This window comes from Marinobacterium sp. xm-m-383, from assembly GCF_013283255.1.
GTDB lineage: Bacteria > Pseudomonadota > Gammaproteobacteria > Pseudomonadales > Balneatricaceae > Marinobacterium_E.
Map to the genome: position 1 here is coordinate 132,003 of NZ_WBYT01000002.1, position 24,502 is coordinate 156,504.

General features: G+C 48.0%; 23 protein-coding genes and 1 pseudogene. 11 read left to right on the top strand and 13 right to left on the bottom strand.

The genetic code is table 11. The features are described from left to right. Positions 1 to 49: 49 nt before the first annotated feature. The 3 genes from XMM383_RS04240 to XMM383_RS04250 are packed head-to-tail and all read right to left on the bottom strand — an operon-like array spanning position 50 to position 2,941. Positions 50 to 319, bottom strand: coding sequence for an oxidative damage protection protein (locus XMM383_RS04240; protein WP_173481822.1), 270 nt, complete (start codon positions 317 to 319; stop codon positions 50 to 52). Beyond that, positions 320 to 1,372 (bottom strand): A/G-specific adenine glycosylase, encoded by a 1,053-nt coding sequence (mutY, locus tag XMM383_RS04245; RefSeq protein ID WP_173481823.1) that lies wholly within the window; start codon positions 1,370 to 1,372, stop codon positions 320 to 322. Between the two features lie 12 nt (positions 1,373 to 1,384). Beyond that, entirely contained in the window at positions 1,385 to 2,941 is a 1,557-nt protein-coding gene (locus XMM383_RS04250; RefSeq protein WP_173481824.1) for an AsmA family protein, read from the bottom strand. Between the two features lie 123 nt (positions 2,942 to 3,064). On the opposite strand from XMM383_RS04250, the gene hisB reads away from it, so the two are divergent. The 9 genes from hisB to cysZ are packed head-to-tail and all read left to right on the top strand — an operon-like array spanning position 3,065 to position 8,194. Next, on the top strand, positions 3,065 to 3,658 hold the full coding sequence (gene hisB / locus XMM383_RS04255) for an imidazoleglycerol-phosphate dehydratase HisB (RefSeq protein ID WP_173481825.1): 594 nt from the start codon (positions 3,065 to 3,067) through the stop codon (positions 3,656 to 3,658). A gap of 3 nt (positions 3,659 to 3,661) precedes the next feature. After that, positions 3,662 to 4,312: an imidazole glycerol phosphate synthase subunit HisH gene (gene hisH, locus XMM383_RS04260; protein ID WP_173481826.1), complete on the top strand. Its 651-nt coding sequence runs from the start codon at positions 3,662 to 3,664 to the stop codon at positions 4,310 to 4,312. A 26-nt stretch (positions 4,313 to 4,338) separates the two neighbouring features. Beyond that, positions 4,339 to 5,079, top strand: coding sequence for a 1-(5-phosphoribosyl)-5-[(5-phosphoribosylamino)methylideneamino]imidazole-4-carboxamide isomerase (gene hisA, locus XMM383_RS04265; RefSeq protein ID WP_173481827.1), 741 nt, complete (start codon positions 4,339 to 4,341; stop codon positions 5,077 to 5,079). Positions 5,080 to 5,089: 10 nt separating this feature from the next. Continuing rightward, on the top strand, positions 5,090 to 5,863 hold the full coding sequence (hisF, locus tag XMM383_RS04270) for an imidazole glycerol phosphate synthase subunit HisF (RefSeq protein ID WP_173481828.1): 774 nt from the start codon (positions 5,090 to 5,092) through the stop codon (positions 5,861 to 5,863). Positions 5,864 to 5,885: 22 nt separating this feature from the next. Continuing rightward, entirely contained in the window at positions 5,886 to 6,488 is a 603-nt protein-coding gene (locus tag XMM383_RS04275; RefSeq protein ID WP_173494594.1) for a DUF416 family protein, read from the top strand. Next, entirely contained in the window at positions 6,488 to 6,760 is a 273-nt protein-coding gene (locus XMM383_RS04280) for a hypothetical protein (protein WP_173481830.1), read from the top strand. Before XMM383_RS04275 ends, XMM383_RS04280 begins: the two co-directional genes overlap by 1 nt. Beyond that, complete coding sequence (locus XMM383_RS04285) at positions 6,757 to 7,188, top strand: hypothetical protein (protein WP_173481831.1); 432 nt, start codon at positions 6,757 to 6,759, stop codon at positions 7,186 to 7,188. The genes XMM383_RS04280 and XMM383_RS04285 overlap by 4 nt, the downstream gene beginning before the upstream one ends. A gap of 10 nt (positions 7,189 to 7,198) precedes the next feature. Further along, positions 7,199 to 7,429, top strand: a complete 231-nt coding sequence (locus XMM383_RS04290; RefSeq protein WP_173481832.1) for a hypothetical protein — start codon at positions 7,199 to 7,201, stop codon at positions 7,427 to 7,429. A 6-nt stretch (positions 7,430 to 7,435) separates the two neighbouring features. Next, positions 7,436 to 8,194 carry a sulfate transporter CysZ gene (cysZ, locus tag XMM383_RS04295; RefSeq protein ID WP_173481833.1) on the top strand — a complete coding sequence of 253 codons (759 nt, stop codon included), beginning with the start codon at positions 7,436 to 7,438 and terminating at the stop codon, positions 8,192 to 8,194. A 6-nt stretch (positions 8,195 to 8,200) separates the two neighbouring features. On the opposite strand, the gene phoR is transcribed toward cysZ, so the two are convergent. From phoR to phoU, 4 genes are all read right to left on the bottom strand, one after another. Next, a complete protein-coding gene (gene phoR / locus XMM383_RS04300) occupies positions 8,201 to 9,487 on the bottom strand; it encodes a phosphate regulon sensor histidine kinase PhoR (RefSeq protein ID WP_173494595.1) in 1,287 nt (428 codons plus the stop codon). Positions 9,488 to 9,496: 9 nt separating this feature from the next. Further along, positions 9,497 to 10,192, bottom strand: a complete 696-nt coding sequence (phoB, locus tag XMM383_RS04305; protein WP_173481835.1) for a phosphate regulon transcriptional regulator PhoB — start codon at positions 10,190 to 10,192, stop codon at positions 9,497 to 9,499. A 71-nt stretch (positions 10,193 to 10,263) separates the two neighbouring features. Then, on the bottom strand, positions 10,264 to 11,124 hold the full coding sequence (gene ubiA, locus XMM383_RS04310; RefSeq protein WP_371744227.1) for a 4-hydroxybenzoate octaprenyltransferase: 861 nt from the start codon (positions 11,122 to 11,124) through the stop codon (positions 10,264 to 10,266). 105 nt (positions 11,125 to 11,229) lie between these two features. After that, positions 11,230 to 11,949, bottom strand: a complete 720-nt coding sequence (gene phoU, locus XMM383_RS04315; RefSeq protein ID WP_173481836.1) for a phosphate signaling complex protein PhoU — start codon at positions 11,947 to 11,949, stop codon at positions 11,230 to 11,232. Positions 11,950 to 12,147: 198 nt separating this feature from the next. On the opposite strand from phoU, the gene ppk1 reads away from it, so the two are divergent. Both ppk1 and XMM383_RS04325 read left to right on the top strand, forming a co-directional pair. Further along, the gene (ppk1, locus tag XMM383_RS04320) at positions 12,148 to 14,217 is read left to right on the top strand and encodes a polyphosphate kinase 1 (protein WP_173481837.1); all 2,070 of its coding nucleotides are present in this window, start codon (positions 12,148 to 12,150) and stop codon (positions 14,215 to 14,217) included. Beyond that, positions 14,201 to 15,706, top strand: a complete 1,506-nt coding sequence (locus XMM383_RS04325; protein ID WP_173494596.1) for an exopolyphosphatase — start codon at positions 14,201 to 14,203, stop codon at positions 15,704 to 15,706. The genes ppk1 and XMM383_RS04325 overlap by 17 nt, the downstream gene beginning before the upstream one ends. On the opposite strand, the pseudogene pstB reads toward XMM383_RS04325, so the two are convergent. The 6 genes and pseudogenes from pstB to uvrD form a co-directional block, all read right to left on the bottom strand. Next, positions 15,703 to 16,503: pseudogene (gene pstB / locus XMM383_RS04330) on the bottom strand (phosphate ABC transporter ATP-binding protein PstB). The gene XMM383_RS04325 and the pseudogene pstB sit on opposite strands and share 4 nt — an antisense overlap. Positions 16,504 to 16,553: 50 nt before the next feature. Then, positions 16,554 to 17,861: a phosphate ABC transporter permease PstA gene (gene pstA / locus XMM383_RS04335; protein WP_173484185.1), complete on the bottom strand. Its 1,308-nt coding sequence runs from the start codon at positions 17,859 to 17,861 to the stop codon at positions 16,554 to 16,556. Next, positions 17,854 to 19,236, bottom strand: a complete 1,383-nt coding sequence (gene pstC / locus XMM383_RS04340; RefSeq protein WP_173484184.1) for a phosphate ABC transporter permease subunit PstC — start codon at positions 19,234 to 19,236, stop codon at positions 17,854 to 17,856. The genes pstA and pstC overlap by 8 nt, the downstream gene beginning before the upstream one ends. Before the next feature lie 69 nt (positions 19,237 to 19,305). After that, the gene (locus tag XMM383_RS04345; RefSeq protein ID WP_173494597.1) at positions 19,306 to 20,337 is read right to left on the bottom strand and encodes a substrate-binding domain-containing protein; all 1,032 of its coding nucleotides are present in this window, start codon (positions 20,335 to 20,337) and stop codon (positions 19,306 to 19,308) included. 171 nt (positions 20,338 to 20,508) lie between these two features. Continuing rightward, positions 20,509 to 22,059, bottom strand: coding sequence for an inorganic phosphate transporter (locus tag XMM383_RS04350; RefSeq protein WP_217363589.1), 1,551 nt, complete (start codon positions 22,057 to 22,059; stop codon positions 20,509 to 20,511). A 156-nt stretch (positions 22,060 to 22,215) separates the two neighbouring features. Next, complete coding sequence (gene uvrD / locus XMM383_RS04355; RefSeq protein WP_173481844.1) at positions 22,216 to 24,420, bottom strand: DNA helicase II; 2,205 nt, start codon at positions 24,418 to 24,420, stop codon at positions 22,216 to 22,218. Positions 24,421 to 24,502 lie beyond the last annotated feature (82 nt).

The window sequence follows — 24,502 nt, forward strand, 5'->3', positions numbered from 1 at the left end:
ATTAAACCGAGATCTGCTTTGGGTGTCAACAGTCTGATTTAAAAAATCTTTATTTAGTGGGTACGTAGCCTTCGGCTTTCTCGAAATCTTCTCCAGCGAAGAACTTTTGCATTTCGCCTTGTAAGAATTTGCGCGATTCTGCATCCATCATGTTGAGGTGCTTTTCATTGATCAACATGGTTTGGTGATCGGTCCACTCTTGCCATGCTTTTTTAGAGATGTTGTCGAACACATCTTGGCCGATTGGGCCGGGGTAGGGTGCGCGCTCTAGGCCTTCTAGTTCTTCTTGGTACTTACGACAAAATACAGTGCGTGACATTTAACTCTCCTTGTGTGCGGCGCTGAGTGTATCAATCAGTGTCTTAACAGGCGCCGCTAAGCCAACTTCGCTAGGTTGTACGCTGTTATACCAGAGTGTGGTTCGCTCTTCCATGACGTGTTCGACTTGCAGGTAGTCTGCATTGATGACGACGGGTGTGATCTCTAGGTGGTAGTGCGAGAAGGTGTGTCTAAACGGCTCTAGGATCTCAAGTTTCTCTTGATCAATCGCCCAGTGCATCTCTATATCCCGTAGGTCTGTGACTTCTGGAAAACTCCACAGTCCACCCCATATGCCTGCCGCAGGCCGTTGCTCGAGAAGGAACTTTTCACCCTCTTTTATCAACAACATAAAGGTCTGTTTTGTGGGCTTCTCTTTTTTGGGTTTTGATCCAGGAAAATCTGTAACGCGATCTGCTTTTAGAGCTAAACAACCGTCGCTAATTGGGCAATCTGCACAACGGGGTTTGGAGCGAGTGCAGAGTGTCGCACCAAGATCCATCATCGCTTGGGTGTAGTCGGCATTGCGGCTATTCGGGGTCAATGAATCGGCATGATCCCAAAGCCGATTAGCGACTTGGGTATTGCCGGGCCAACCTTCGACAGCAAAGTATCGTGCTAAGACGCGTTTTACATTGCCATCCAGAATGGCTGCTTTGGTGCCATAAGCAATGGAACTGATCGCGGCAGCGGTTGATCGTCCTACACCTGGAAGTTGCTCGAGCAGGTGAGGGTCTTGCGGGAAGTGACCTTTAAACTCATTAACGACCATGTTGGCTGCTTTGTGCAGGTTTCTGGCGCGGGCGTAGTAACCCAGACCGGTCCAGTGATGCAAAACTTCATCAATCGGTGCTTTGGCTAAGGCTTCGACTGTGGGGAAACGCTCCATAAAGGCGTTGTAGTAAGGAATCACAGTCGCTACTTGGGTCTGCTGCAACATGATTTCAGAGATCCAAGTGTTGTATGCGCTTTTTGTCTGTTGCCAAGGGAGGTGTTTGCGACCGTGTTGATCAAACCATTTCAACACGATCGCAGAGAAGTGACTGTTATCCATTCGGTCTCTTTATTAATTACCGAACAGCCCTTTAATCAGAGATCTGGCGTCTTGGCTTTTCAGCTGTTCGCCCAATTTATCTTTAAGAGAGTCTTGTAGCTTCTCTTTGGCTTGCTGTTCGAGTGCTTCTTTTTTCTTGTCGATCTCTGCTTGCAGCTTCTCGCCAGCTACTTTCTTCAGCATGTCACCAACAAAGCGGGTATCCAGTTTGCAGAGTTTAACAGGGTCGGTGTCGAATGTGCCTCTGCAATTGACGGGGATACGGGTGCCACGCAGTGCTGGATTGATGCCACAGCTCTTCTGGAAGAGGTCCTCTTTTATGGTAAGCCCAAGGGTGTAATCCAGTGACTGTTTGGGCAGGTTAACGGTCCCGTTGGCATCTAGGTTGGCGGCATCGACACTAGCTAGAAGTTCAGGATTGGTCACAACGCCATTTTTAATAATGAAATCGCTGCTCAGGTTAGCAATCGGGGTGGTTTTGTCGACCTGGTCAGGGTTGAAGCCGAACGAAGTGATGTTCTCGATCTTTTGGCAAAGCTCTTGTGCCATATCGATCCCTTTGATTACCCCTTCTTCAGCGGTCAGTGTCATTTTGCCGTTGAGGTTTTCGATGAATGCCTTAACGGATGTCCCCTTAGTGCTCAGCGTTCCTGCTAGGTCGACTTTGGCCGAGAGTATGGGATCTTCCATAGCCAGTGCCATCAGTTGTTCAGCGGCAATGTCTTTAAACCTTGGATTGAACGTTAAGGTTGGCGCTTTGTTATCTGCTCGAATCTCGGCAGTGGCATTTAAAGAGCCACCAAAGGCTTTAGCATCTAACTGATCGACGGTCAGCACGCCCCCTTTGGTTTTGGCGCTGAGTTTTATGTCAGAAATGGTCTGCTTTTTCACGATAAGGGTATCGAGCGATAGCTGGTAAGAAGAGTTATCAGCAATGGGCAGTGATATCTCGATTGGATCTGTTGGCCAGCCTTTTTCGGAAGAACTACTATTTGCTTCAGTGTCGCTTGATGGGAGGTAGCGATCCAAATCGATGCTGTCCCCTGCTAAATTGACTTGCATGGCAAAGCTGTTCAGATCGACGGTTGTTGACCCTTTAAAGCGGCTTTCATCAAATCGTAGATCGATGTTGGAGAGAGTCAAAATCTGCTTCTCGGTATCGAATTGCAGGGCGGTTGTCAGATCGATGGCTAGATCGAGGTTGCCTTGATCTTGATTGGGCATAGAGAGCATCAGCCCAGTGATTTGAATGCTGTCCGCTTCAATTTTGCCGCCCAACAGTGCTGGGATACTAATAACGGCTCGTGCGTTTTCGAGGGTGGCCTGTTGTTGTGAGTCGTTCGTTTGTGCAGAGATGTCGCTCAGCTCAACCGCAAGCGTAGGGTAGAGCGACCAACCGATCGGGCCATTTATTGCCAGTTCAATGCCGGCTTTTTCTTTGGCTTGCTGCTCGATTTCGGCTTTGTATTCGTTGGGATCAAACAGGTAGGCCATGTAGCCTGCCAGTGCACCAACCATTAAAACAGCCAGCAATAGTAGGGCGACGATTATTCGAATAGCGACTTTCATAGTGTTTTCCAAATTAGGGATTTACATTCAGTGTAGTCGAAAATTAAAAAAAGCCAGTTAACCTGCCGTTTCCAGCGCGATTTCGCTATACTTGCGCTTTGCGCATGACTAGCGGAGAGAAACATGGCTGCACGCACAGCAAACGTATCACGCGATACGCTAGAAACTCAGATCAGTGTTGAGATCAATTTGGACGGTACCGGCGAGTTTAAAGCCGATACTGGCGTCCCTTTTCTTGAACACATGATGGACCAAATTTCGCGTCACGGCTTGATTGATATCAACGTCAAAGCGAATGGCGATACACACATCGATGATCACCACACGGTCGAAGATATCGGCATTACACTGGGCCAAGCGTTTAAGCAGGCTGTTGGTGATAAGAAAGGCATTCGTCGTTACGGCCACGCTTACGTGCCACTTGATGAGGCTTTGTCACGTGTTGTAATCGACTTTTCAGGTCGTCCAGGTCTAGAGATGCACGTCGATTTCGTGCGTGGTTCTGTGGGTGGTTTTGATGTTGATCTGTTTGGCGAATTCTTCCACGGTTTTGTGAATCACGCGGGTGTCACGCTGCACATTGATAACCTGCGCGGTAAGAACACTCACCACCAAGCGGAGACTGTATTCAAAGCCTTTGGCCGCGCTCTGCGTATGGCATTGGAGTTTGACGATCGTGCTGCTGGCATGATGCCTTCAACTAAAGGGTGTCTATAAGTTATGAGCACGATTGCCGTTATTGATTACGGTATGGGTAACCTGCACTCGGTTGCCAAAGCGCTTGAACTGGTTTCCGACGACGGCACTCAGGTCGTGTTGACGGCTGATCCACAGAAGGTTCGCGATGCGGATCGCGTCCTTCTGCCAGGTGTTGGCGCTATTCGCGATTGTGTAGCAGAGATGCGCCGTCTGGGTGTGGATCAAGAGGTGAGCGAAGCGATCAGCTCTGGAAAGCCCTTCCTAGGTATCTGTGTGGGTTACCAAGCACTGACTAACTTCTCTGAAGAGAATGGCGGTGTGGAGTGTTTAGGCGAGTTTGAAGGCCGTGTTAACTTCTTTGGTAAAGATCTTAAAGACGACAATGGCGACAAGCTCAAAGTGCCGCACATGGGTTGGAATCAGGTTCAGCAGAGCATTGATCACCCACTTTGGCAGGGCATCGAAAACGACACACGTTTCTACTTTGTGCACAGCTACTACGTTAAGTTGGCGGAACAGTCATTGGTTGCCGGTACCGCAAATTACGGTGTCGACTTTGATGTGGCTTTGGCAAAAGACAATGTCTTTGCTACGCAGTTCCACCCAGAGAAGAGCTCGAAAGCGGGCCTTCAGCTTCTAAAGAATTTTGTAAATTGGAACGGCCAAGCATAAGTCGTTCACCCATAGGAAAAGCTTCAATGTTAATTATCCCTGCGATTGATCTTAAAGACGGTAAATGTGTGCGCCTGCGTCAGGGCCGTATGGATGACTCAACCGTATTCTCTGACAACCCCGTTGATATGGCGGCAAAGTGGGTCGATGCGGGATGTCGACGTTTGCACCTTGTCGATTTGAATGGCGCGTTCGCAGGCGAGCCAGTCAATGGTGGTATCGTTCGTGAGATCGCTAAAGCATACCCTGATCTACCGATTCAGATCGGTGGCGGTATCCGTTCTGCAGAGACCATTGAAGCCTACCTAGATGCCGGCGTCTCTTACGTGATTATCGGTACTAAAGCGGTTAAAGAGCCTGAGTTTGTTACCGAGATGTGTAAAGCCTTCCCAGGCAACATCATTGTGGGTCTTGATGCGCAAGATGGCCGCGTTGCGATTGATGGTTGGGCGGAAGTGACTGATGTAATGGCGGTTGATCTGGCTAAACGTTTCCGTGATGACGGTGTCTCTTCAATTGTCTACACCGATATCGCTCGTGACGGCATGATGCAGGGCGTTAACGTAGAGGCTACCGTTGATCTGGCGGTACAGGGCGGTATTCCTGTTGTCGCTTCAGGCGGTGTCACGAACATCGACGATATCCGTGCATTGGCGGAAGTGGCTGACCAAGGCATTTTGGGTGCGATTACTGGCCGAGCTATTTATGAAGGCACACTGGATGTGGCTGAAGCACAGGCTCTTAGCGATCAGCTGACGGCTAAGTAAGGATTTATAGATGGCACTAGCGAAGCGCATTATCCCTTGTCTGGACGTCGAAAACGGACGCGTCGTTAAAGGCGTTAAGTTCCTCGATATTCGTGATGCTGGTGATCCAGTTGAGGTCGCCCGTCGATACGACGAACAGGGGGCTGATGAGATCACCTTTTTGGATATCACAGCCAGCCATGAAGGCCGTGACACGATGGTGCATACGGTTGAGCGTATGGCGTCGCAAGTGTTTATCCCGTTGACCGTTGGCGGTGGTGTTCGTACCTGTGATGATATTCGTACGCTGTTAAATGCTGGCGCTGATAAGGTCTCTATTAATACGGCGGCCGTATTTAACCCCGAGTTTGTCAAAGAGGCCGCGGATCGTTTTGGTAGCCAGTGTATTGTTGTGGCGATTGATGCGAAACGAGTCTCTGCTCCAGATGAAGAAGGCCGCTGGGAGATCTTTACCCACGGTGGTCGCAAGCCTACCGGCCTAGATGCTGTTGAATGGGCGCAAAAGATGGAAGAGCTTGGTGCGGGTGAGATTCTACTGACCTCCATGGACCAAGACGGTGTGAAAAGTGGTTATGACTTAGGCGTGACTCGCGCAGTGTCTGAAGCGGTGACCATTCCTGTCATCGCATCAGGTGGCGTTGGTAACCTAGATCATTTGGTTGATGGCTGCATCGAAGGCAAAGCCGACGCAGTGCTGGCCGCCTCTATTTTCCACTTTAACGAATACACAGTACCCGAAGCGAAAGCGTACATGCGTGAGCGCGGTATTGAAGTACGTCTTTAATCAACGGCAAAGGTAGGCATCGATGCTAGATCCCAATGAACTAGAAACTGAGATTCGTAACCTTGAGCACTGGCAGCAGGTTGCCTTCTCTGCTGCGCTGACCGAGCGTATGTTCAATAACTTCGCGCTGTTCTCCAAGTTGATGGAGTTTGGCGATTTAGATCGCATGCGCACAGTGCTTGATGGCGTATGGGGTGAATTGGCTCAAAACGGCAGCAAGCTAAACTACGACGTTCAGCTTGGCCATGTTGACGATAACCTGGTGGATCTCGATGAGTTCGACACCTTTGGTGCCATTCCTGCCCGCGATGCAATGCTGGCGCTCTACTCAACGCTGATGTGTAAGCTAGAGAAAGAGGCGAGCGACGCGGTTGCGGTATCGAACCTCTCTTACGAGACCGTATCGGCTTACATTGAGTTTGCTGAAGCGGACGATCAGATGTCTGATGAAGAGCTGATCCGCATGATCAACTCACACGACATGATGCTGGATGAAGATGCGTTTCAGAGCGAAGTTCTGGAACAGCTAAACGGCGCTAAACAGAATGCTGCAACCATCACAGCACTGCGTGAGCTTGGTGAAAACCAAGGCATCTCAAACATAGGGATCAGCGACGAAGAGTAATGCTTAGACTGGGTCTTATTCTTCTGATTGTTCCAAGCCTCGCACTGATGGGGGCTTACATGTACGAGCAGCACTTGATCGAGAGCTGCACGGCGACCGGTGGTTTCTACGACTATGCTCTCTCAGAGTGTGATCCACAGACAGAACAACCTTTTATTCCTTTTATGGTGCGCTACCCACTGTTGGTGAACGGCGGCATGCTGTTGAGTGTGTTGGGTCTTCTGTTAACCATCGTTGGCCTCTATAAACCCAATAAGCGAGACGTTGCGTGATTAAAAAGATCATCTGGGCTCTTATTTTAATGTCAGGCATCGGCTTCTACCTCTGGGCAGAGTTTGCCGGTGATGATTGGCTAGAAGCGTTTAACTCAGAGCGACAACAGGCGGCTGCCGAGTTCTTTGCTAAAGGTGAAGAGCAGGGTAGGGTAAAAACGGACGCAGCTTGTTTTGATGATGCCATTGGTCAGATTGCTGAGTGCTTAAGCATCTCGTGTACGGTCGATGCCGGTCAGTATCTACGCGGTTGTTGGGGCGTTGCCGAACGTGCAGAGAGCTTCTGTGATGGGGTGCCTGAGTTCCAAGAAGAGAAGACTGAAGATGAGAAAGAGTGGGCTCGTTTTGCCTGCTACGATCTGAACAGTCGCGGCGATGGCTGCCGTCTTCTGATGCGTCAAAAGCAGCAGCACTGCGCAACACAATAAGGACAATTGAATGAACTACTATTTAGCAGCGATGGAGCCCTTCCTATTCTGGGGTGGCTTGGGCATCTACATCATCTCTCTGGCCATGTATGGAACTCGCAGTGGCGATTGGAAAGCGATCATTCGCTTTTGGGAGCCGCTACTCAAACTTAACCCAACCGAGTTTCGTATCAACCGCATCGGTCTGAGCGGCATGATTCTGGCGGTTGTGATTCGAGTCTACCTAAACTTCCTAGCGTAATTCACCATGCGCACGAACTCGCCTTTCTCAGGGTTGGCCTATCTAGGCCGCGGTTTCAAAATGCTGTCGGAGCCCGGTCTTCGCGCCTTTGTATTGGTACCTTTGCTGATCAATACAGTCATCTTTGTTGGGGCGATCTATCTTCTGGTGACCAACTTCTCTGCTTGGGTTGATGCTCTAATCGCGCTCTGGTTACCTGATTGGGGTTGGTTGGATTATCTGATCTACTTCTTATGGCCTATCTTCGCACTGGTCTTGGTGCTGATGGTCTATTACGGCTTCTCGGTTGTTGCGAACTTTATAGCCGCGCCATTCAACGGTATCCTTTCAGAACGGGTTGAGCAGCGTCTGCGAGGCGATGCGATCAGCAATGAACTCAGCCTATTGCAGATGATTCCCGGCACCCTCGCGCGTGAGTTAGCTAAGTTGGCGTACTTTATTCCAAGGGTTTTGCTCTTGTTGATTCTAGGCTTTATACCGCTCATCAACCTAGCGACCCCAGTGCTTTGGTTCATCTTCAGTGCGTGGATGATGGCGATTCAGTACATCGACTACCCGATGGATAATAACGGTCTGACTTTCAAGCGAATGAAGGGGTTATTGAAAGAGCGCCGTTGGTCTGCGTTAAGTCTAGGCTCGGTGATTCAGCTTGGTATGTTGGTGCCGCTATTGAATCTGATTTTGATGCCGGCGGCCGTGATTGGTGCGACGATCTTTTGGGTGGAAGAGTATGAAGCTGATGGTGAGCAGGGGCGTTTAAAGTAAGCGCAGCTAAATCTTAACCACTCGACTTTCAGGGAAGGTCACACTAAATCGGCTGCCTTCACCCGGTTTACTAGTAACTCCCAACTTAGCATTGTGCCGAACCAACACGTGTTTCACTATGGCCAGTCCAAGTCCTGTACCACCACTGTCGCGGGATCGCCCTTCATCCACTCTGTAGAAGCGTTCAGTGATTCTTGGAATGTGCTCTGCTGGTATACCGACACCGGTATCGGTCACCGAAAACAGTACACTGGTGTCGACGGATTTCAGTTTTATATCAATTACTCCGTTAGCCGGAGTATATCGGACCGCATTGAACACGAGGTTGGATAGAGCGCTGCGTACCTCGCCCTCATTACCAAGAATCTCAAAGCCTTGGTCCATTTCGAGTGAGATTTGATGCTGTTTTGGCCCTGACACCTCTTTTGCTTCTTCTGTGATCCTTTCTAGCATTTCTCTAATGAAAATGGGCTTTCGGCTCTTATTTTCTGAGCTGGTTTCCAAGCGAGAAAGGGTTAGAAGGTCAGCAATCAGAGCAGCCATACGACTGCTCTGAGACTGCATAGAGTGGATCGCTTTTTGTATCGGATTAGGAAGTTCTTGCTCTTGCAGAGTCTCTAGGTAGCCGTGAATTACTGTGATGGGAGTTCTCAGTTCGTGTGACGCATTGGCTAAGAAGGTATGACGCATAAGGCCAATTTTTTCGCTCTCAGAGATATCCCTAACAATGAGAACTTTGTCACCTTCACCAAAGGATTCTACACGGTACTCAAGCACTCTTTTCTGGTCTGCTGAGTCTGCTTTGAATGAAGCGATATGAGACGATTGAGAGTAAAATTCTAAGAAATTAGGTTCAGAAAAGACCTCCTGTACCCTTTTATGTTTCTGCTCAATGGTTATCTCTAATATCTCTTCAGCGGCATTATTCCACCACTCAATATTGTCTTGATTATCAATGATGACGATGGCGTCTTTCATGGCAGAGGTGGCTGCTTGAAACTGATCCATATCGGCATGGATCTCATCGTATTCTGCTTCCGTCTTATTCCGATAGTTGGCTATCGAGCGAACAATACGCCCCTGTTCAAAGGGTAATTTAGGATCTGGCGAGCTGAGATTTTGGTCTAGCCAAGTGACTAACTTTGCGTTCAGCAGCGAACTCAATATCGACCAAAGCAAAGAGCCAAATAATGCACCCAGTATTAGGTTGTGACTTGTAAAAAAACCGAGAACTGCACCAGCAAGAGTAAAGCTGAGAAGGCCAAGTAGTTGGCGTGCTATCGATTCGGTCACAAATCTATCCTAGAGTTTGGTTGAAAAACGGTATCCTGTACCACGAACTGTTTGGATTAAATTACCAAGGTCTGGCCCTAGTGCTTTGCGAAGACGTCGAATGTGCACATCCACTGTTCGCTCCTCCACATAGACATTCCCGCCCCAAACCATATCTAATAATTGGCCCCGGGAATAGGCTCTATCTTGATGTGTCATAAACAGATGAAGCAGTTTGAACTCTGTTGGACCTAGATTGAGCGACTGGCCGGAAGCATCCGAAACCCGATGTGAGACTGGATCTAAAATAATCCCACCGATTGAGATGGCGCCCTCATCACTCTCGGGAAGGCTTCTTCTAAGAACCGCTTTTAAGCGAGCGATCAGCTCTTTGGGTGAAAAAGGCTTAGTAATGTAATCATCTATACCCGCTTCAAGGCCCTGAATTTTATTGTCTTCATCAGCTTTCGCCGTCAGCATGATGATCGGTAGGTCTTTGGTGGTAGGGTCGCTGCGAAGGCGTTTGGCTAGCTCTATTCCGCTGGTACCAGGCATCATCCAATCGAGCAGCATCATGTCAGGCTTTTCATCAATGACCATGGCATGGGCTGTTTTTGCATCACAGGCCTCTAGTGTCTCAAAGCCGGCGAGCTCTAGTGCCATTACAATCATTTCACGAATAGCGGATTCATCATCAACGATCAGTATGCGTCTGGAACGACTCATGGTAACTCTCTCATCTGTTTCATTGACCTCATTAAATGATGCTTTCGTTACAAAAAGATGACAATGACGTTTTACAGTGCGTAATCAGCAGCTAATCCCACCAAAACAACTAGTTCAGCATAGTGATTATTTAAAAATGCTTTGAAACAGGGCATGCGTTCACGATCTTTTATCAGCCAGTGCTGGTAGATAAAGAACCCTACAGCACCTATCAGTCCAAGATAGAAATAGATTCCAAGGGATTCCAGTATTCCAATCCAAACCAGTACAGCAAGAGCAGCAATCTGTAGGCCGGCTATAGCCATGCGATCGTATTGGCCAAAAAATACAGCTGTCGATTTGATGCCTATCTTTAAATCATCATCCCGATCGACCATGGCGTACATGGTGTCATAAGCGACCGTCCATAAAATTTTAGCAAGGAAGACTAACCAGCCGACTAATGGCACTTCGCCTAAGGTTGCAGCAAAGGCCATCGGAATTCCCCAACCAAACGCCATACCCAAAACGACTTGGGGGAAGTGGGTGTAGCGCTTCATAAAGGGGTAGCTGAAGGCTAATAACAGAGCGATGGGCGATAGCAAGATCGCGGCTTTGTTCGTGAATAGCACTAAGATAAACGCGATCAGCATTAATCCGACGAACAAGCCAATGGCTTCTTTGCTAGTAATGCGGCCCGTTGGTAGCGGCCTTTCGGAGGTGCGTTTTACATGGCCATCCACTTTGCGGTCTGCAAAGTCGTTAATGACGCAGCCGGCTGAACGAGTCACCCATACCCCAAAGGTAAAGATAAACAGTAGATCCAAACTGGGTAAGCCACCTGCGGCGATCCATAAAGCCCAGAGAGTTGGCCATAACAAGAGATAGGTGCCAATCGGTTTGTCTGCTCGCATCAATTGCCATGCGGCATGGAGTTTATCTGCAGTGATCACAAGTGACTCAAGTATCTTTAAATTAAGGTGGTAGTATGAAGTGAGGGAGTGCTTAAAACAACAAAGCCACCTGAAGGTGGCTTTGTTAGAAGCAGAGTCGCAAGCTTACTCTCGAACGATCTTTTTGATCTCTTTAGTCTTCATGTGACGAACATCGGTACCGCTGACTTGGTAGATGACTTGCTCAGCCAAATTGCAGGCATGGTCACCGATTCGTTCTAGTGCACGAAGGATCCAGATTATATTTAGCACACCACTGATAGAGCGTGAGTCTTCCATCATGAAAGTGATTAAAGCTCGCATGGTCGACTGGTATTCACGATCAACATGTTTATCACTCTTGACCACTTTGTACGCTAATTCGATGTCACGATTTTCAAAAGCGATTAATACTGAGTTGAGCATGTCTGTGACCATCTCACCAATGTGGCTGACCTCATGAAGACTTTTGCTACTCGATTCATTATTTGACAGATCGATGGCCTGTTTGGCAACGCGAGAGGCTTCATCTCCGATACGCTCCAGATCAACAATGGCACGGTTGATTGACAGAACCAGCCTTAAATCAACGGCTGCTGGCTGGCGAAGCGCAATGATCTGTTCACACGCTTTATCTATCTGATTTTCGAAGCGATTGGTCTCTCGATCCAGCTCACGAGTTGATTCAGCCAGTGAGATATCTTGATTGAGCAGTGCATGCAAAGAGTCAGTGACTTGCTGCTTAACGGTTCTGCCCATCTCTAAAAATTCGGAACGAAGCCTCTCAAGCTCTTCGTTGAACTTATTTGATGTGTGTTGCGAATAGATCTCGCCACTGTCGCGCATTACAAACCCTCTTTTTAGGTCAAATAGGTCTAATTACCTTTAGTATTTCAAAAGAATGTTAGAGATTTGTGACAGTTTCGTGTCGATTTGGTTAAAGGAAAATATATCTCTAAAGGGTAGGCTTACCTTGCGATAAAACTTATGATTATCAAAGAAATAAGCTTTTTAGGCTGTTGAGATAAGCCCAATGGACACGCAATGCAGTTAATTGAAAAAGAGTTAAGTTGGTTATCGTTCAATGAACGCGTACTGCAGGAAGCTGCGGATGTAAACGTACCCATCATTGAGCGTGTCCGTTTTTTGGGTATTTACTCCAGCAATTTAGATGAGTTTTTCAGAGTTCGGGTTGCAGACTTGCACCGTCGCCTACGTCTTGAGCAACTAGGCAAGGTCGAACCCAAAGGGATGTCGGCTGAAAACCTGTTACATCTAGTGAATGAGAAGGTACAAACTCTCGCAGATCGTTTTAATGACATCCACATTGATGTCATCAAGGGACTCGCCCGTCGCAATATCTTTCTGATCAATAACGATCAGTTGAACGAGAAAGAGGGTGGCTGGTTACGGAAATACTTCCGAGATGAGGTCCTGCACCACATCACACCCATCTTAGTGAATGAGAACACCAAGCTTGCTAGCGTCATGAATGACGAAGATGCGTACCTGATGTGTGCCCTAAAAAAAGGGACTTCAGTTCAGTATGCACTTCTTGAAATTCCTTCTGATAAAACCAACCGATTTATCCAACTGCCTCGAATCAAAGGTCAGCGGCGAAAGCCAATCATCGTGCTCGATAACGCCATTCGCTATTGCGTTGACGATATCTTTGATGGTTTTATCGATTTTGACTCGACCGAAATGTTTGCCGTTAAGGTGACGCGAGATGCGGATTATGACTTAGAGCGTGATGTTGAGTTATCCCTACTAGAGAAAATGTCTCAAGGCATCAAACAGCGTGATACGAATAGGCCTGTGCGACTGGTCTATGACGAAATGATGCCTGATTACATGTTTGACTTCATGTGTGAGAATTTGGGGCTACAACCCGATGCGGAAACCACTGCGAGCGGACGTTATCGAAACTTTAAAGACTTTATTAATTTTCCAAATGTTGGTCCTCGCTATCTAGAGAACGAAAAGCTCTCGGCTCTGAATAGTCATCAATTTGATAGTGCATCGAATGTATTCGAAGCGATCTCTAAAGAGGACATTCTGCTCCACTACCCCTACTATAAATTTCGTTATTTGACTGATTTTGTGCGTGCGGCGTCGTTCGATCCCGCTGTTAAGCAGATACAGGTAACGGTTTATCGAGTAGCGAACAATAGTCAGATTCTCAAATCACTGATCGAGGCTGTTAAGAACGGTAAAAAAGTGATTGTCATTGTCGAGCTCAGTGCACGATTTGATGAAGAGGCGAATATTGAATGGGCACGTGAACTTACTGAGGCAGGGGTTGTTGTTGAGTTTGGTGTTGCCTCACTTAAGTGTCATGCAAAAATAATTCACGTCGTCCGAGAAGAGGAGGGTGAAGAGGTTGCTTATGGTTACATCAGTACCGGTAACTTGAACGAGAAAACTGCTCGAATTTACACTGATTTTGGTCTGTTTACTAAACGACCTGAGATTACAGAAGAGCTCGATAAAGTCTTTGATTTTATTATCAATCCTTACAAAAATTTCAAGTTCAAACATCTTCAAGTTAGTCCAAATTACAGCCGTGACCCAATCAATCAATTGATTGATGATGAGATTGAAGCGGCACGCAATGGCAACCGTGCCGAGATCTTTTTGAAAGTGAATAATCTAGTCGACGAAGGACTCTCTAATAAACTTTATGAAGCGAGCCAGGCGGGAGTCAAAATACGTCTAATTGTTCGCGGAATGTGTAACATTTTAGCCGGTATACCAGGCGTGAGTGACAATATCAAAATCATCAGTATTGTCGATCGCTATCTTGAGCATGCTCGTGTGTCACTGTTTTATGCTGGTGGTAAACGAAAGATGTTTTTAACTTCTGCTGACTGGATGACTCGCAACATCGACCACCGAATTGAAGTCGGTTGCCCAATTTTGGATAAAAATGTTCGTAAGCTCATTAAGGACCAGCTCGACCTACAATGGCGAGATAACACTAAGGCTAGAGCCTTAGACCCGGAGCAGGCCAATCATTATGTAACTCGTGGCAATCGTAAGAAAATACGCTCACAGATGGCGATTTACGACTACTTAAAACAGCTGGAGCGCTCTCGTGAACGACAAGCATAACTCTGAATCACGACACTTTGCAGCGATTGATCTAGGTTCTAATAGTTTTCACATGTTGGTCGTGCGTCAACTTCACGATGATGTGCAGCCCCTTTTTAAACACAAAGAGCGTGTTCGCTTGGCTGAGGGTTTAGACGCTAAAAATAACCTCTCTGAAGAGGCTATCGAACGAGGAGTCGCAGTACTCAAGACATTTGCTGAACAACTAACGCCCTTTCCAAACTGTACTGTGCGCGTGGTCGGTACACACACCTTGCGAATTGCTAAGAATCGCAGTGAATTTCTTGCCTCTGCTAGACAAGTCTTTCCATACCCCATCGAGATTATCAGTGGTCAAGAAGAGGCTCGCCTGGTTCATTTGGGTGTTTCAAGTTCAGAGCACTTAGCGGGTAACACCTTGGTCATTGATATTGGTGGCGGGTCCACTGAGGTTGCACTCGGTCGTGAGAATAGCTTGGAATTAGGTCGCTCTCATACTATGGGTTCGGTGAGTTTTACCGAGGCCTTCTTCAGTAAAGGCGTTGATAAGGCCTCTTATAAAAAAGCGAAGCTCTATGCGCAACAGCAGCTGGAACGCTTTTCTGCCCTCTTTGCATCCATCGGTTGGAATCAAGTCCGGTGTACTTCAGGTTCAGCACAAGCGATAGCGACAGCCAGTGAAAACTTGGGCTATGATCCGAAAGAGATTTCCGCTAAATCGATAAAAGCCTTACGTAAATTAGTCGTCAAAAATGAGTTATCCAGTAAAGTTGTAAAAGGCATTAGTGAGCAACGATTGCAGATTTTCGCTGGTGGTTTGGCGATTCTAGATGCCGTTTTCTCTAGCCTCGAGATTGAGCAAGCCAAGTTTTCCTCTGGTGCGTTACGTGAAGGTTTGCTGGGAGAGTTTACGGCGTCATCGGGTGATCAGCAGGATACTAGAACGCGTGCGATTCGCTCATTGATGGCACGTTACCACGTTGATACCAAGCATGCGGAGCGAGTCAGTGATACCGCAACGAAACTTTGGCGGCAGTTAGCTCCAGAATTACGACTTCCGGTTTTTACTCGTCGTTACCTGCAATATGCGGCACTGACACATGAGGTAGGACTAAACCTAAATTCAAGTGGTTTGCAGAAGCATTCAGCCTATATTTTAGAGCATTCAAACCTAGCCGGTTTTAGTTTCGACCAGCAAAAGCTGGTCGCGCTAATGGTTCGATTGCATCGTAAAAAGATTAAAAAGTCCCTAGTGACCAACCTTGGCATGCTATCCAAAAAACATGCCATCGCGTTGATTCTGATTTTACGTATCTCTGTTATCTGGCACCTAAGTCGAAGCAGCGAGTACCCTGAAGTACCTAAAATTGAATTCGATGGCGAACGACTCACCCTCTCATTAGATGCAGAGGTCAGTGATGAATATCCACTCCTGATTGCGGATCTGGAGCGGGAAGAGTCTTTCTGTAAACAGTACGGCATCGATATGCGAATTGAATTTCTGCTCTAACCAAAACGGCCTGTAATGTAATCCTGCGTTAGCTGGTGTGATGGGTTGGTGAAGATCTGTTCAGTATTACCCACCTCAATCAGATCACCCAGGTGGAAGTAGGCTGTACGATCAGAGACACGCGCTGCCTGTTGCATTGAGTGCGTGACGATAACGATGGTGTACTGACTTTTAAGCTCTTCGATCAACTCTTCAACCTTTGCTGTCGCAATAGGGTCCAGTGCGGAACAAGGCTCATCCATAAGAATGACCTCTGGGCTTACCGCAATAGCGCGTGCGATGCATAGACGCTGCTGTTGACCGCCCGATAGGCCTGTACCCGGTTGATCTAGACGATCTTTAACTTAGTTCCAAAGGCCCGCTTTCTCTAGTGCTGACTCTACGATGTCGTCCAATTCACTTTTGCTTTTCGTTAAGCCATGAATACGAGGACCGTAAGCAATGTTGTCGTAGATCGATTTAGGGAATGGGTTTGGCTTTTGGAAAACCATGCCGACACGCGCACGAAGTGGTACAACGTCCACGGATGGCGCGTAAATATCCTGGCCATCCAATGCGATAGTACCCTCTACTCGACAGATATCGATGGTATCGTTCATACGGTTCAAGGTACGAAGGAAGGTTGATTTACCACAGCCGGATGGGCCGATGAAAGCAATGACTTCCTGCTCACCAATATCGATGGTGACATCATTGATGGCATGTTTGTCGCCGTAGTAAACGTCAACATTACGAGCAGTCATGCGCGGGTTTTCAACAAACACATTACCCGTCGTTTTGATATTACTGTTTTCCATCTTCTTGTCCGTTGAATTGTTTAAGTCTTTAGATTCGTTCATTTTTTCGCTTACCAACGACGCTCTAGCTTCTTACGAAGCAAGATTGCAGCAGCATTCATCGTGATAAGGAAGGCCAGTAGTACGATGATTGCAGCACTGGTTTTCTGAATAAACATTCGCTCTGCAAAGTCAGCCCACATAAAGATTTGAACCGGTAATACTGTCGCAGGGTCGGTAAAGCCACCAGGAATATCAACAATGAAGGCGACCATACCAATCATCAACAGTGGTGCGGTCTCACCTAGAGCTTGCGCCATACCAATGATGGTACCCGTCAGCATACCCGGCATCGCCAATGGGATGACATGGTGGAAAATGGTCTGCATTTTCGACGCGCCAATACCCAGTGCGGCATCACGAATACTCGGCGGTACTGCACGAATCGCCGCGCGCGAGGAGATGATAATCGTCGGCAGAGTCATCAGTGCCAGTACGATACCGCCCACTAGCGGAATAGATCGTGGCATACCAAAGGTGACGATGAAGATCGCCAAGCCCATGATACCGAACACCACTGAAGGCACTGCCGCTAGGTTGTTGATATTGATCTCGATGATCTCAGTCCAGCGGTTTTTCGGAGCAATCTCTTCAAGATAGACGGCTGCTGCAACCCCAAGAGGGAAGGCGATGCTGACACAGATAGCCAGGGTCAGGAGCGATCCAAAAAGCGCTCCTTTGATGCCTGCCATCTCTGCATCACGCGATGCAGAACCGAAGAACAGGTAGTCACTTAACTCGTAGCTGATTAAACCGGCTTCTTGCCACTTATCTACGATCTCAATGGTGAAGTCGTTGATTCGACGATCCTTTTCTGGGGTCTCACGTTTAATGAATCCACGCAGGAACGAGTCGATATCATCATCCACAGCAAACTTAATCGTTTGGGTTGTCCCCATCAGTTCAGGGTTCGCCTTTACGAAATCGATCAGGCGCTGTGAGCCACCCGAAGAGACCATCTTACGAAGGGCCTTCTTGGTTTTTCGGCCTCCCTCTTCACCAATAGAGGCCAGTGAGGCTTCCAAAATAATTTTGTCGGCATCGCCCGAGAAAAGCGAGGCATCTGACATATCACCTTGTGGGTCAAGACGCGCTTTGTCCAATACCACATCCAGCTGAACGTAGTGCTGGAACATACCTGGCAAGCCTTTCGTTAAGATGCCCGAGAACAGAATGACTAGGAATGTTAACGCTAAGCCAACAGCCGATAAGCCCATCAGACGAAAGCGCTTCTCTTTCTTGCGACGTTGTTTAAGTGACGCTTCAACGCGCGCAGTCGCCTCTTGAGGTGAGAGGCCTTTGAATGCCTTGTTAGTCATATTGTTCCCTGTACTTCTTAACAATTTGAAGGGCGAAGAAGTTTAGACCCAAGGTCAAAATAATCAGCATCGTAGATAGCGCAAATGCTGATAGTGTTTTCGCCGACTCAAACTCTTGGTCACCGACCAGAATTGTAACGATCTGAGATGTCACCGTTGTGACAGCATCGAGAGGGTTGAACGAAAGGTTAGCCGCTAGGCCCGCAGCCATTACTACGATCATGGTCTCACCGACTGCACGAGACACCGCAAGAATGACGGCCGCAACAATACCCGGTAGGGCCGCAGGAAGAACTACTTGGCGAGTCGTCTCGCTTTTTGTTGAGCCCAGTCCGTAAGCTGCATCACGAAGTGATTGAGGTACAGCGTTAATCACGTCATCTGAAAGTGATGAGACGAATGGAATGATCATAACGCCCATGACGAGACCTGCCGCGAGTGCTGATTCAGACGCAACAGTAAGACCTAATGATTCCCCCAACCCTTTGATAGCAGGTGCAACAGTTAAGGCTGCGAAGAAGCCATAAACCACAGTGGGTACGCCGGCAAGAATCTCAAGAAGCGGTTTAACAGTAGAGCGTACTTTGGGTGATGCATACTCTGCTAGATAGACCGCACTGGCTAGACCGACAGGCACTGCAACGATGATCGCGATAGATGAGATTAATAAGGTGCCGGCAAACATCGGAAGCATACCGTATTTAGCTTCACCTCCACCCGATCCAGCGCGCTCTGCGCCTTCGAATTGAGGGTTCCACTCGGTACCAAAGATGAAATCAGTTGGCGGTACCAGTTGGAAGAATCGAATGGTTTCAAACAGTACAGACAGTACGATACCAATGGTTGTTAGTATCGCGATAGTCGATGCTGCAATCAGACCGTATGAGATCAGCTTTTCTACACCGTTACGTGCACGAAAATCGGAATCGATCTGACGGTAAGCGATTAGACCACACACAGTTGCTAGGCCTAATACCACGGCTGATTTCAGCATCGTAGAGGTTGCAGCCCAGCCAATCCAAGCATCTCCTGCTTGCAGAACCCATGCTTCAGGTTCACCAAAACGGATGCCTGCGACTATGTTTTCTACCTTGGCGAGCGCCACAATGGCTTGTGAGCCACCGGCAGCAAGGATTTCAGGAGGATAGAAATCACGCACCCAGCTCTGGAACAGCTGAATATCGATGATAGACCAGAGAATCAATACAACAACCGCTGGGAAGAAGGCTAAAGAGCCAGCCCAAAGGCCATAGTAGTTCGGAAGTGAGTGGAATACCTGCCCATTTGATCGAGCGATAAGAACCGTCCTTTTAGCTATGAAGTAAAAGGCGAGACTGATGACTGTTAAAATAATTAGCAACGAAGTCAGTGTCATTTCAGTATCTCAAATGCTGCAAAATCCGGCCTGTAATACAGGCCGGATTAATTTCAATCTAGGATTGGGTTACTTAAGAGCATCAGCAGTAAGAACTGGCAGTGCTGTCATGCGAGCAGCCATCTCTTCACGTTCTGCAGTTGGCATTGGGATCATGCCTGCGTCCGCTAGGATGCCATCTTCGTCCCAGTGTTTAGTCCACTCAGTTATGTACTCAGCAATGCCTGGTACAACACCAACGTGCTGGTGTTTAACGTACATGAACAGTGCGCGTGATGCTTTGTAAGAACCGTCAGCAATCGCTTCGAATGTTGGTGCTACGCCATCCAGTTTCGCACCCTGTAGAGTGTCAGAGTTCTGATCAAGGTAAGAGAAACCGAAGATACCGAAAGTTTCTGAGTCTTCTTGTAGCTTCTGAACGATCAGGTTGTCCTGCTCGCCAGCTTCGATGTATGCACCGTCAGTACGCATTGCACGGCAAGATTTTGCTTTTTTGCCTGCTGCTTTTAGCGCTGCTTTCATCTCGTCGTCTTTCTTACAGAACGCTTTTTCGTTGATGATTTCAGCGAATGATGCACGAGTACCAGAAGTCGTTGGTGGGCCGTAGACACGGATGGCAACATTTGGAAGCGCTGGGTTAACGTCTTTCCAAGTTTTGAATGGGTTATCAACTAGCTCACCGTTAACGGCTACTTTAGCTGTTAGCGCTTTACCAAGATCTGAGCGAGAGATCTCAAGTTGAGCAGCGTCTTTAGAGTTAGCAAATACGATACCGTCGTAGCCGACTTTGATCTCAGTGATCTTCACGCCGTTTGCATCACAGTACTCTAGTTCGCCAGTCTTCATGCGTGAAGAAGCGTTACCGATATCGATGAATTCAGTACCGATGCCGTCACAAACACCTTTTTTACCAACAGAAGAACCGCCTGATTCAACAACAGGTGTGTTGAACGCTGGGTTACGACCTAGACGCTCAGCAACGATTGTTGCGAATGGAAGAACGGTTGATGAACCAGCAATGCTCACGTTATCACGAGCCATTGCTGGAGTGCTCATTAGAGCGGTTAAAGTAGCAGCTGTTGTTGCGAGTCGTAGGAACATTTCAAACTCCTTAGTTTTTAAATCAGTCGGTAGGCTGTCGCTTACCTCTTTGATAACTATTAGACGTTTGCTTTGTTACAACTCTGTGAAGCGTTTATGACAATTTAATGATAGATATAAGACGCAAAAAAGCCCCACGAAGGGGCTTTTTGATGGATAGTTTGGCGTTTATTAGACCATGATTCCACGGATTACGTAGAACAGAATCGCAGCCAATGTACCTGATGCTGGAACTGTAATAATCCATGCAGCGGCAATTTTGTAAACAGCTGAACGCTTAACCAACTCCTGTTTGTAAGCTTTCTTAAGCTGCTTGCGCTCTTTTTTGCTCAGCTCTGCAGAGGCTGTTTTCTTCTTAAGTTGCTTAAGCATTTTAGCTTTGTCATCGATTGATGCACTTTCAAACTTAGCAAGAAACTCTTCTACTTCCTCTTGATCGGCGCCTTGGTGGTGCGATTTGATCTCGTTGATCATGCGTGCGTGGCTTGATTTCAAGTACTCACGAAGGAAGCCCACACCGAATACACCGCCCACAGCAATATGAGTTGAAGAGACTGGAAGACCTAGCTGAGAAGCGATGATAACCGTGATCGCTGCCGCCATAGCGATAGAGAATGCACGTGTCTGATCCAACTCAGTAATCTCAGAACCAACAGTTTTGATCAGTTTTGGACCAAATAGTGCTAGACCCAACGCGATACCTAGAGCACCGATCATCATGACCCAAAGTGGGATTGCTGCTTTCGTTGAAATGCCGTGGTTAACGATCGCATCGTTGATCGCCGCTAGTGGACCAATGGCGTTTGCAACGTCGTTTGCACCGTGTGCGAAACTTAGAAGTGCTGCAGCGAAGATTAGAGGAATGGTGAACAGTTTGTTAACACCCGCTTTGTCGTTATCCAAGCGGTCAGCTGCTTTAGCAACCAGACCTTTAACAATGAAGTAGATAACAACCGCAATGGCTAGACCGATTAGAAGAGCTGTCACAAAATCGAGTTTGATCAGCTTCTTAACGCCTTTAAGTGCTAGGTAAGTCGAGAATGCCCAAGCCATCAACATGATCAGCAGAGGTACCATCTTCTTAGCTGCAACACGCATGTCCGACTTATAAGTAATGGTGCGTTTGATTAGGTATAGGAAACCAGCTGCAATCAGACCGCCAAGTACAGGTGAGATCACCCAGCTTGCTGCGATCGCGCCCATCTTGTCCCAGTTAGCAATACCAAAACCGCCTGCAGCGATACCAGCACCCAATACACCACCAACAATAGAGTGAGTAGTAGAGACAGGAGCACCAACAGCCGTTGCTAGGTTAAGCCATAACGCACCGGCGAGTAGTGCGGCTAACATCAACCAGATAAAAGTATCGGCATCGCCAATCACTTCAGGGTTGATGATCCCTTTTTTAATTGTGCTGACTACGTCACCGCCTGCAATTAAAGCACCAGATGCTTCAAAGATAGCCGCGATAATAATAGCGCCTGTTAGGGTAAGCGCCTTTGAACCTACTGCTGGGCCGACGTTATTGGCTACGTCGTTAGCGCCGATGTTCATTGCCATGTAACCACCGATCATTGCGGCAATGACAAGGATGTAACTTCCTGGGATATCCCCAACTTGTGCTGAGATAAAGAGAACAATACCTACTAGGAAGAGTAGGGCGTAACCGATGCGCATAACATCGCCACGGTTAGATGCTGTCGCTTTATCAAGCTTATTCATATCTTTGATTTCCAAGAGAAGCTCCTCTTGCTTGGTTCATTGATTTACCACTACTTAAAGTAGTCGCTAATTTAAGTTGACGCTATTTAAATACACTTTTGTTACAAGAATGTTACACAGGTGTAATTTTTCTTTAAACAAACTGAAATGTTTTGCTCACAGCGTCGTAAGATTAGCAAAACCAACGACCAGCCATTTGGTGCCTTCATAGTCGAAGTTCACCTGTACTCGGGCTTTCGGTCCGGACCCCTCGAAGTTTATGACCATGCCATCACCAAATTTAGGGTGGTTGACCCTCTGGCCTAGACTGAGTTGAGTGTCGGGCACTTCGCTGGCAAAAGCGGATTGTGGTGTGAAGCTGACCTCCATATCCGAGCCACTCGAAAGCGGTCGGCGAACGCTAGCATTCAGGCGCACCTCTTCTATCAACTCCAATGGAATCTCCTGAATGAAGCGTGAAGGGCGGTTGTAGTTGTCTTGGCCATGAAGGCGGCGGGACTCAGCGTAGGTCATGTAGAGTTTCTGCATGGCACGCGTAATACCTACGTAACAGAGGCGGCGCTCCTCTTCTAAACGTCCAGGCTCTTCGGCCGACATGCTGTGCGGGAATAGCCCCTCTTCCATGCCGCATAGGAAGACCAGCGGGAACTCCAAGCCTTTCGCTGAGTGCAGAGTCATCAGTTGTACGCTGTCGGTATTGGGATCCGCCTGTGATTCACCGGCATCCAGTGCAGCTTGATCAAGAAAGGCTGCCAGCACGGAAGGGAACTCAGGGTTCTCCTCTTGGGACCACTGCTGCTCAAACTGGCGCGCTGCGGTCACTAGCTCTTCTAAGTTTTCGATGCGTGATTGAGCTTTTTCACCTTTCTCTTTTTCATGGTGAGCAATCAGTCCAGAGAAGCGAATGGTATGTTCTGTCCGCTCCTGCAGGGATGCCTCTTCTGTATCAACCGTCAACTGATTGACCAGATCTAAGAAGGCCTGCAGTGCATTGCCGGCACGTGCAGGTAGTTTCTTATGCTCGATAATCTCGTTCGAGGCTCGCCACATTGATATGCCTTGGCTTCGCGCGTAATCGCGTACCTCTTCAATGGTGCGGGTGCCGATGCCTCGGGTTGGCACGTTAATGACGCGCTCCATCGCCGTATCGTCATCGCGGTTGGCTATTAGGCGCAGGTAGGCGAGGGCATTTTTAATCTCTAAACGCTCATAGAATCGTTGGCCGCCATAGATGCGATAGGGAATTGCGGCACGGATCAGCATCTCCTCAAGCACACGGGATTGTGCGTTGGAACGGTAGAGAATGGCGCTCTCGTCACGACGATTACCATCCGATACCCACTGTGCGATGCGATCGACAATGAATCGCGCTTCATCCTGTTCATTAAAGGCTGCGTAGAGGCTGATAGGATCGCCTTGATTGCCCTCGGTCCACAGCTCCTTACCCAGTCGTCCAAAGTTGTTGCGAATGACGGCATTGGCCGCAGACAGAATGTTGTCTGTCGAGCGGTAGTTCTGCTCTAACTTGATGGTCTTAAGCCCACCAAAGTGTGCCTCAAGGTTTTGAATGTTCTCAATACGTGCGCCACGCCAGCCGTAAATCGACTGATCGTCATCGCCCACGGCCATCAGTTTGTGTTCACCCTGACAGAGCAGGCGCAACCAAGCGTACTGAATGGCGTTGGTGTCTTGGAACTCGTCTACTAAGACGTAACGGAAGCGCTCTTTGTAGTGCTGCAGCAGTTGTGGGTTCTTATCACGCAGCAGTTCAAGGCAGCGCAGCAGGAGTTCACCAAAATCGATCATGCCGCCGCGATCACAGGCTTGTTCATACGCCTCATAGACACGTATTAAGGTGTCTTGTACCAGGTCACCGGTGCGCTCTAGATGTTTACTGCGTAGCCCTTCATCTTTCTGTGCATTGATGTACCACTGAATCTGTTTCGGCGGCCAGCGTGAATCGTCTAATCCCATCTCCTTAGAGATGCGTTTAACCAAACGTAACTGGTCATCGGAGTCCATGATCTGGAAGTTCTCACGCAGCCCGGCCTCTTGCCAGTGCGAGCGAAGCAGTCGGTGCGCCAAGCCGTGGAAAGTACCGACCCACATGCCATGCACATTGACGTTGAGCAGGCTCTCGATACGTCCACGCATCTCTTTAGCCGCTTTATTGGTAAAGGTAACCGCCAATATCGAATAGGGTGAAATCTGCTCGGCTTCTATCAACCAAGCGATTCGGTGAACCAAGACACGCGTCTTGCCTGATCCTGCACCGGCCAGCACCAGAAGGTTGCTGATATCCGCGGTAACCGCTTCACGCTGCGCATCGTTGAGGGAGTCGATAATGTGAGTTACATCCATAGTGCCGCACTGCTCAAAAAGAGAAATTACTGAATGGGCGTACAGTATACGCATAATTATTATGGGAGTCTTGGCATTCCTA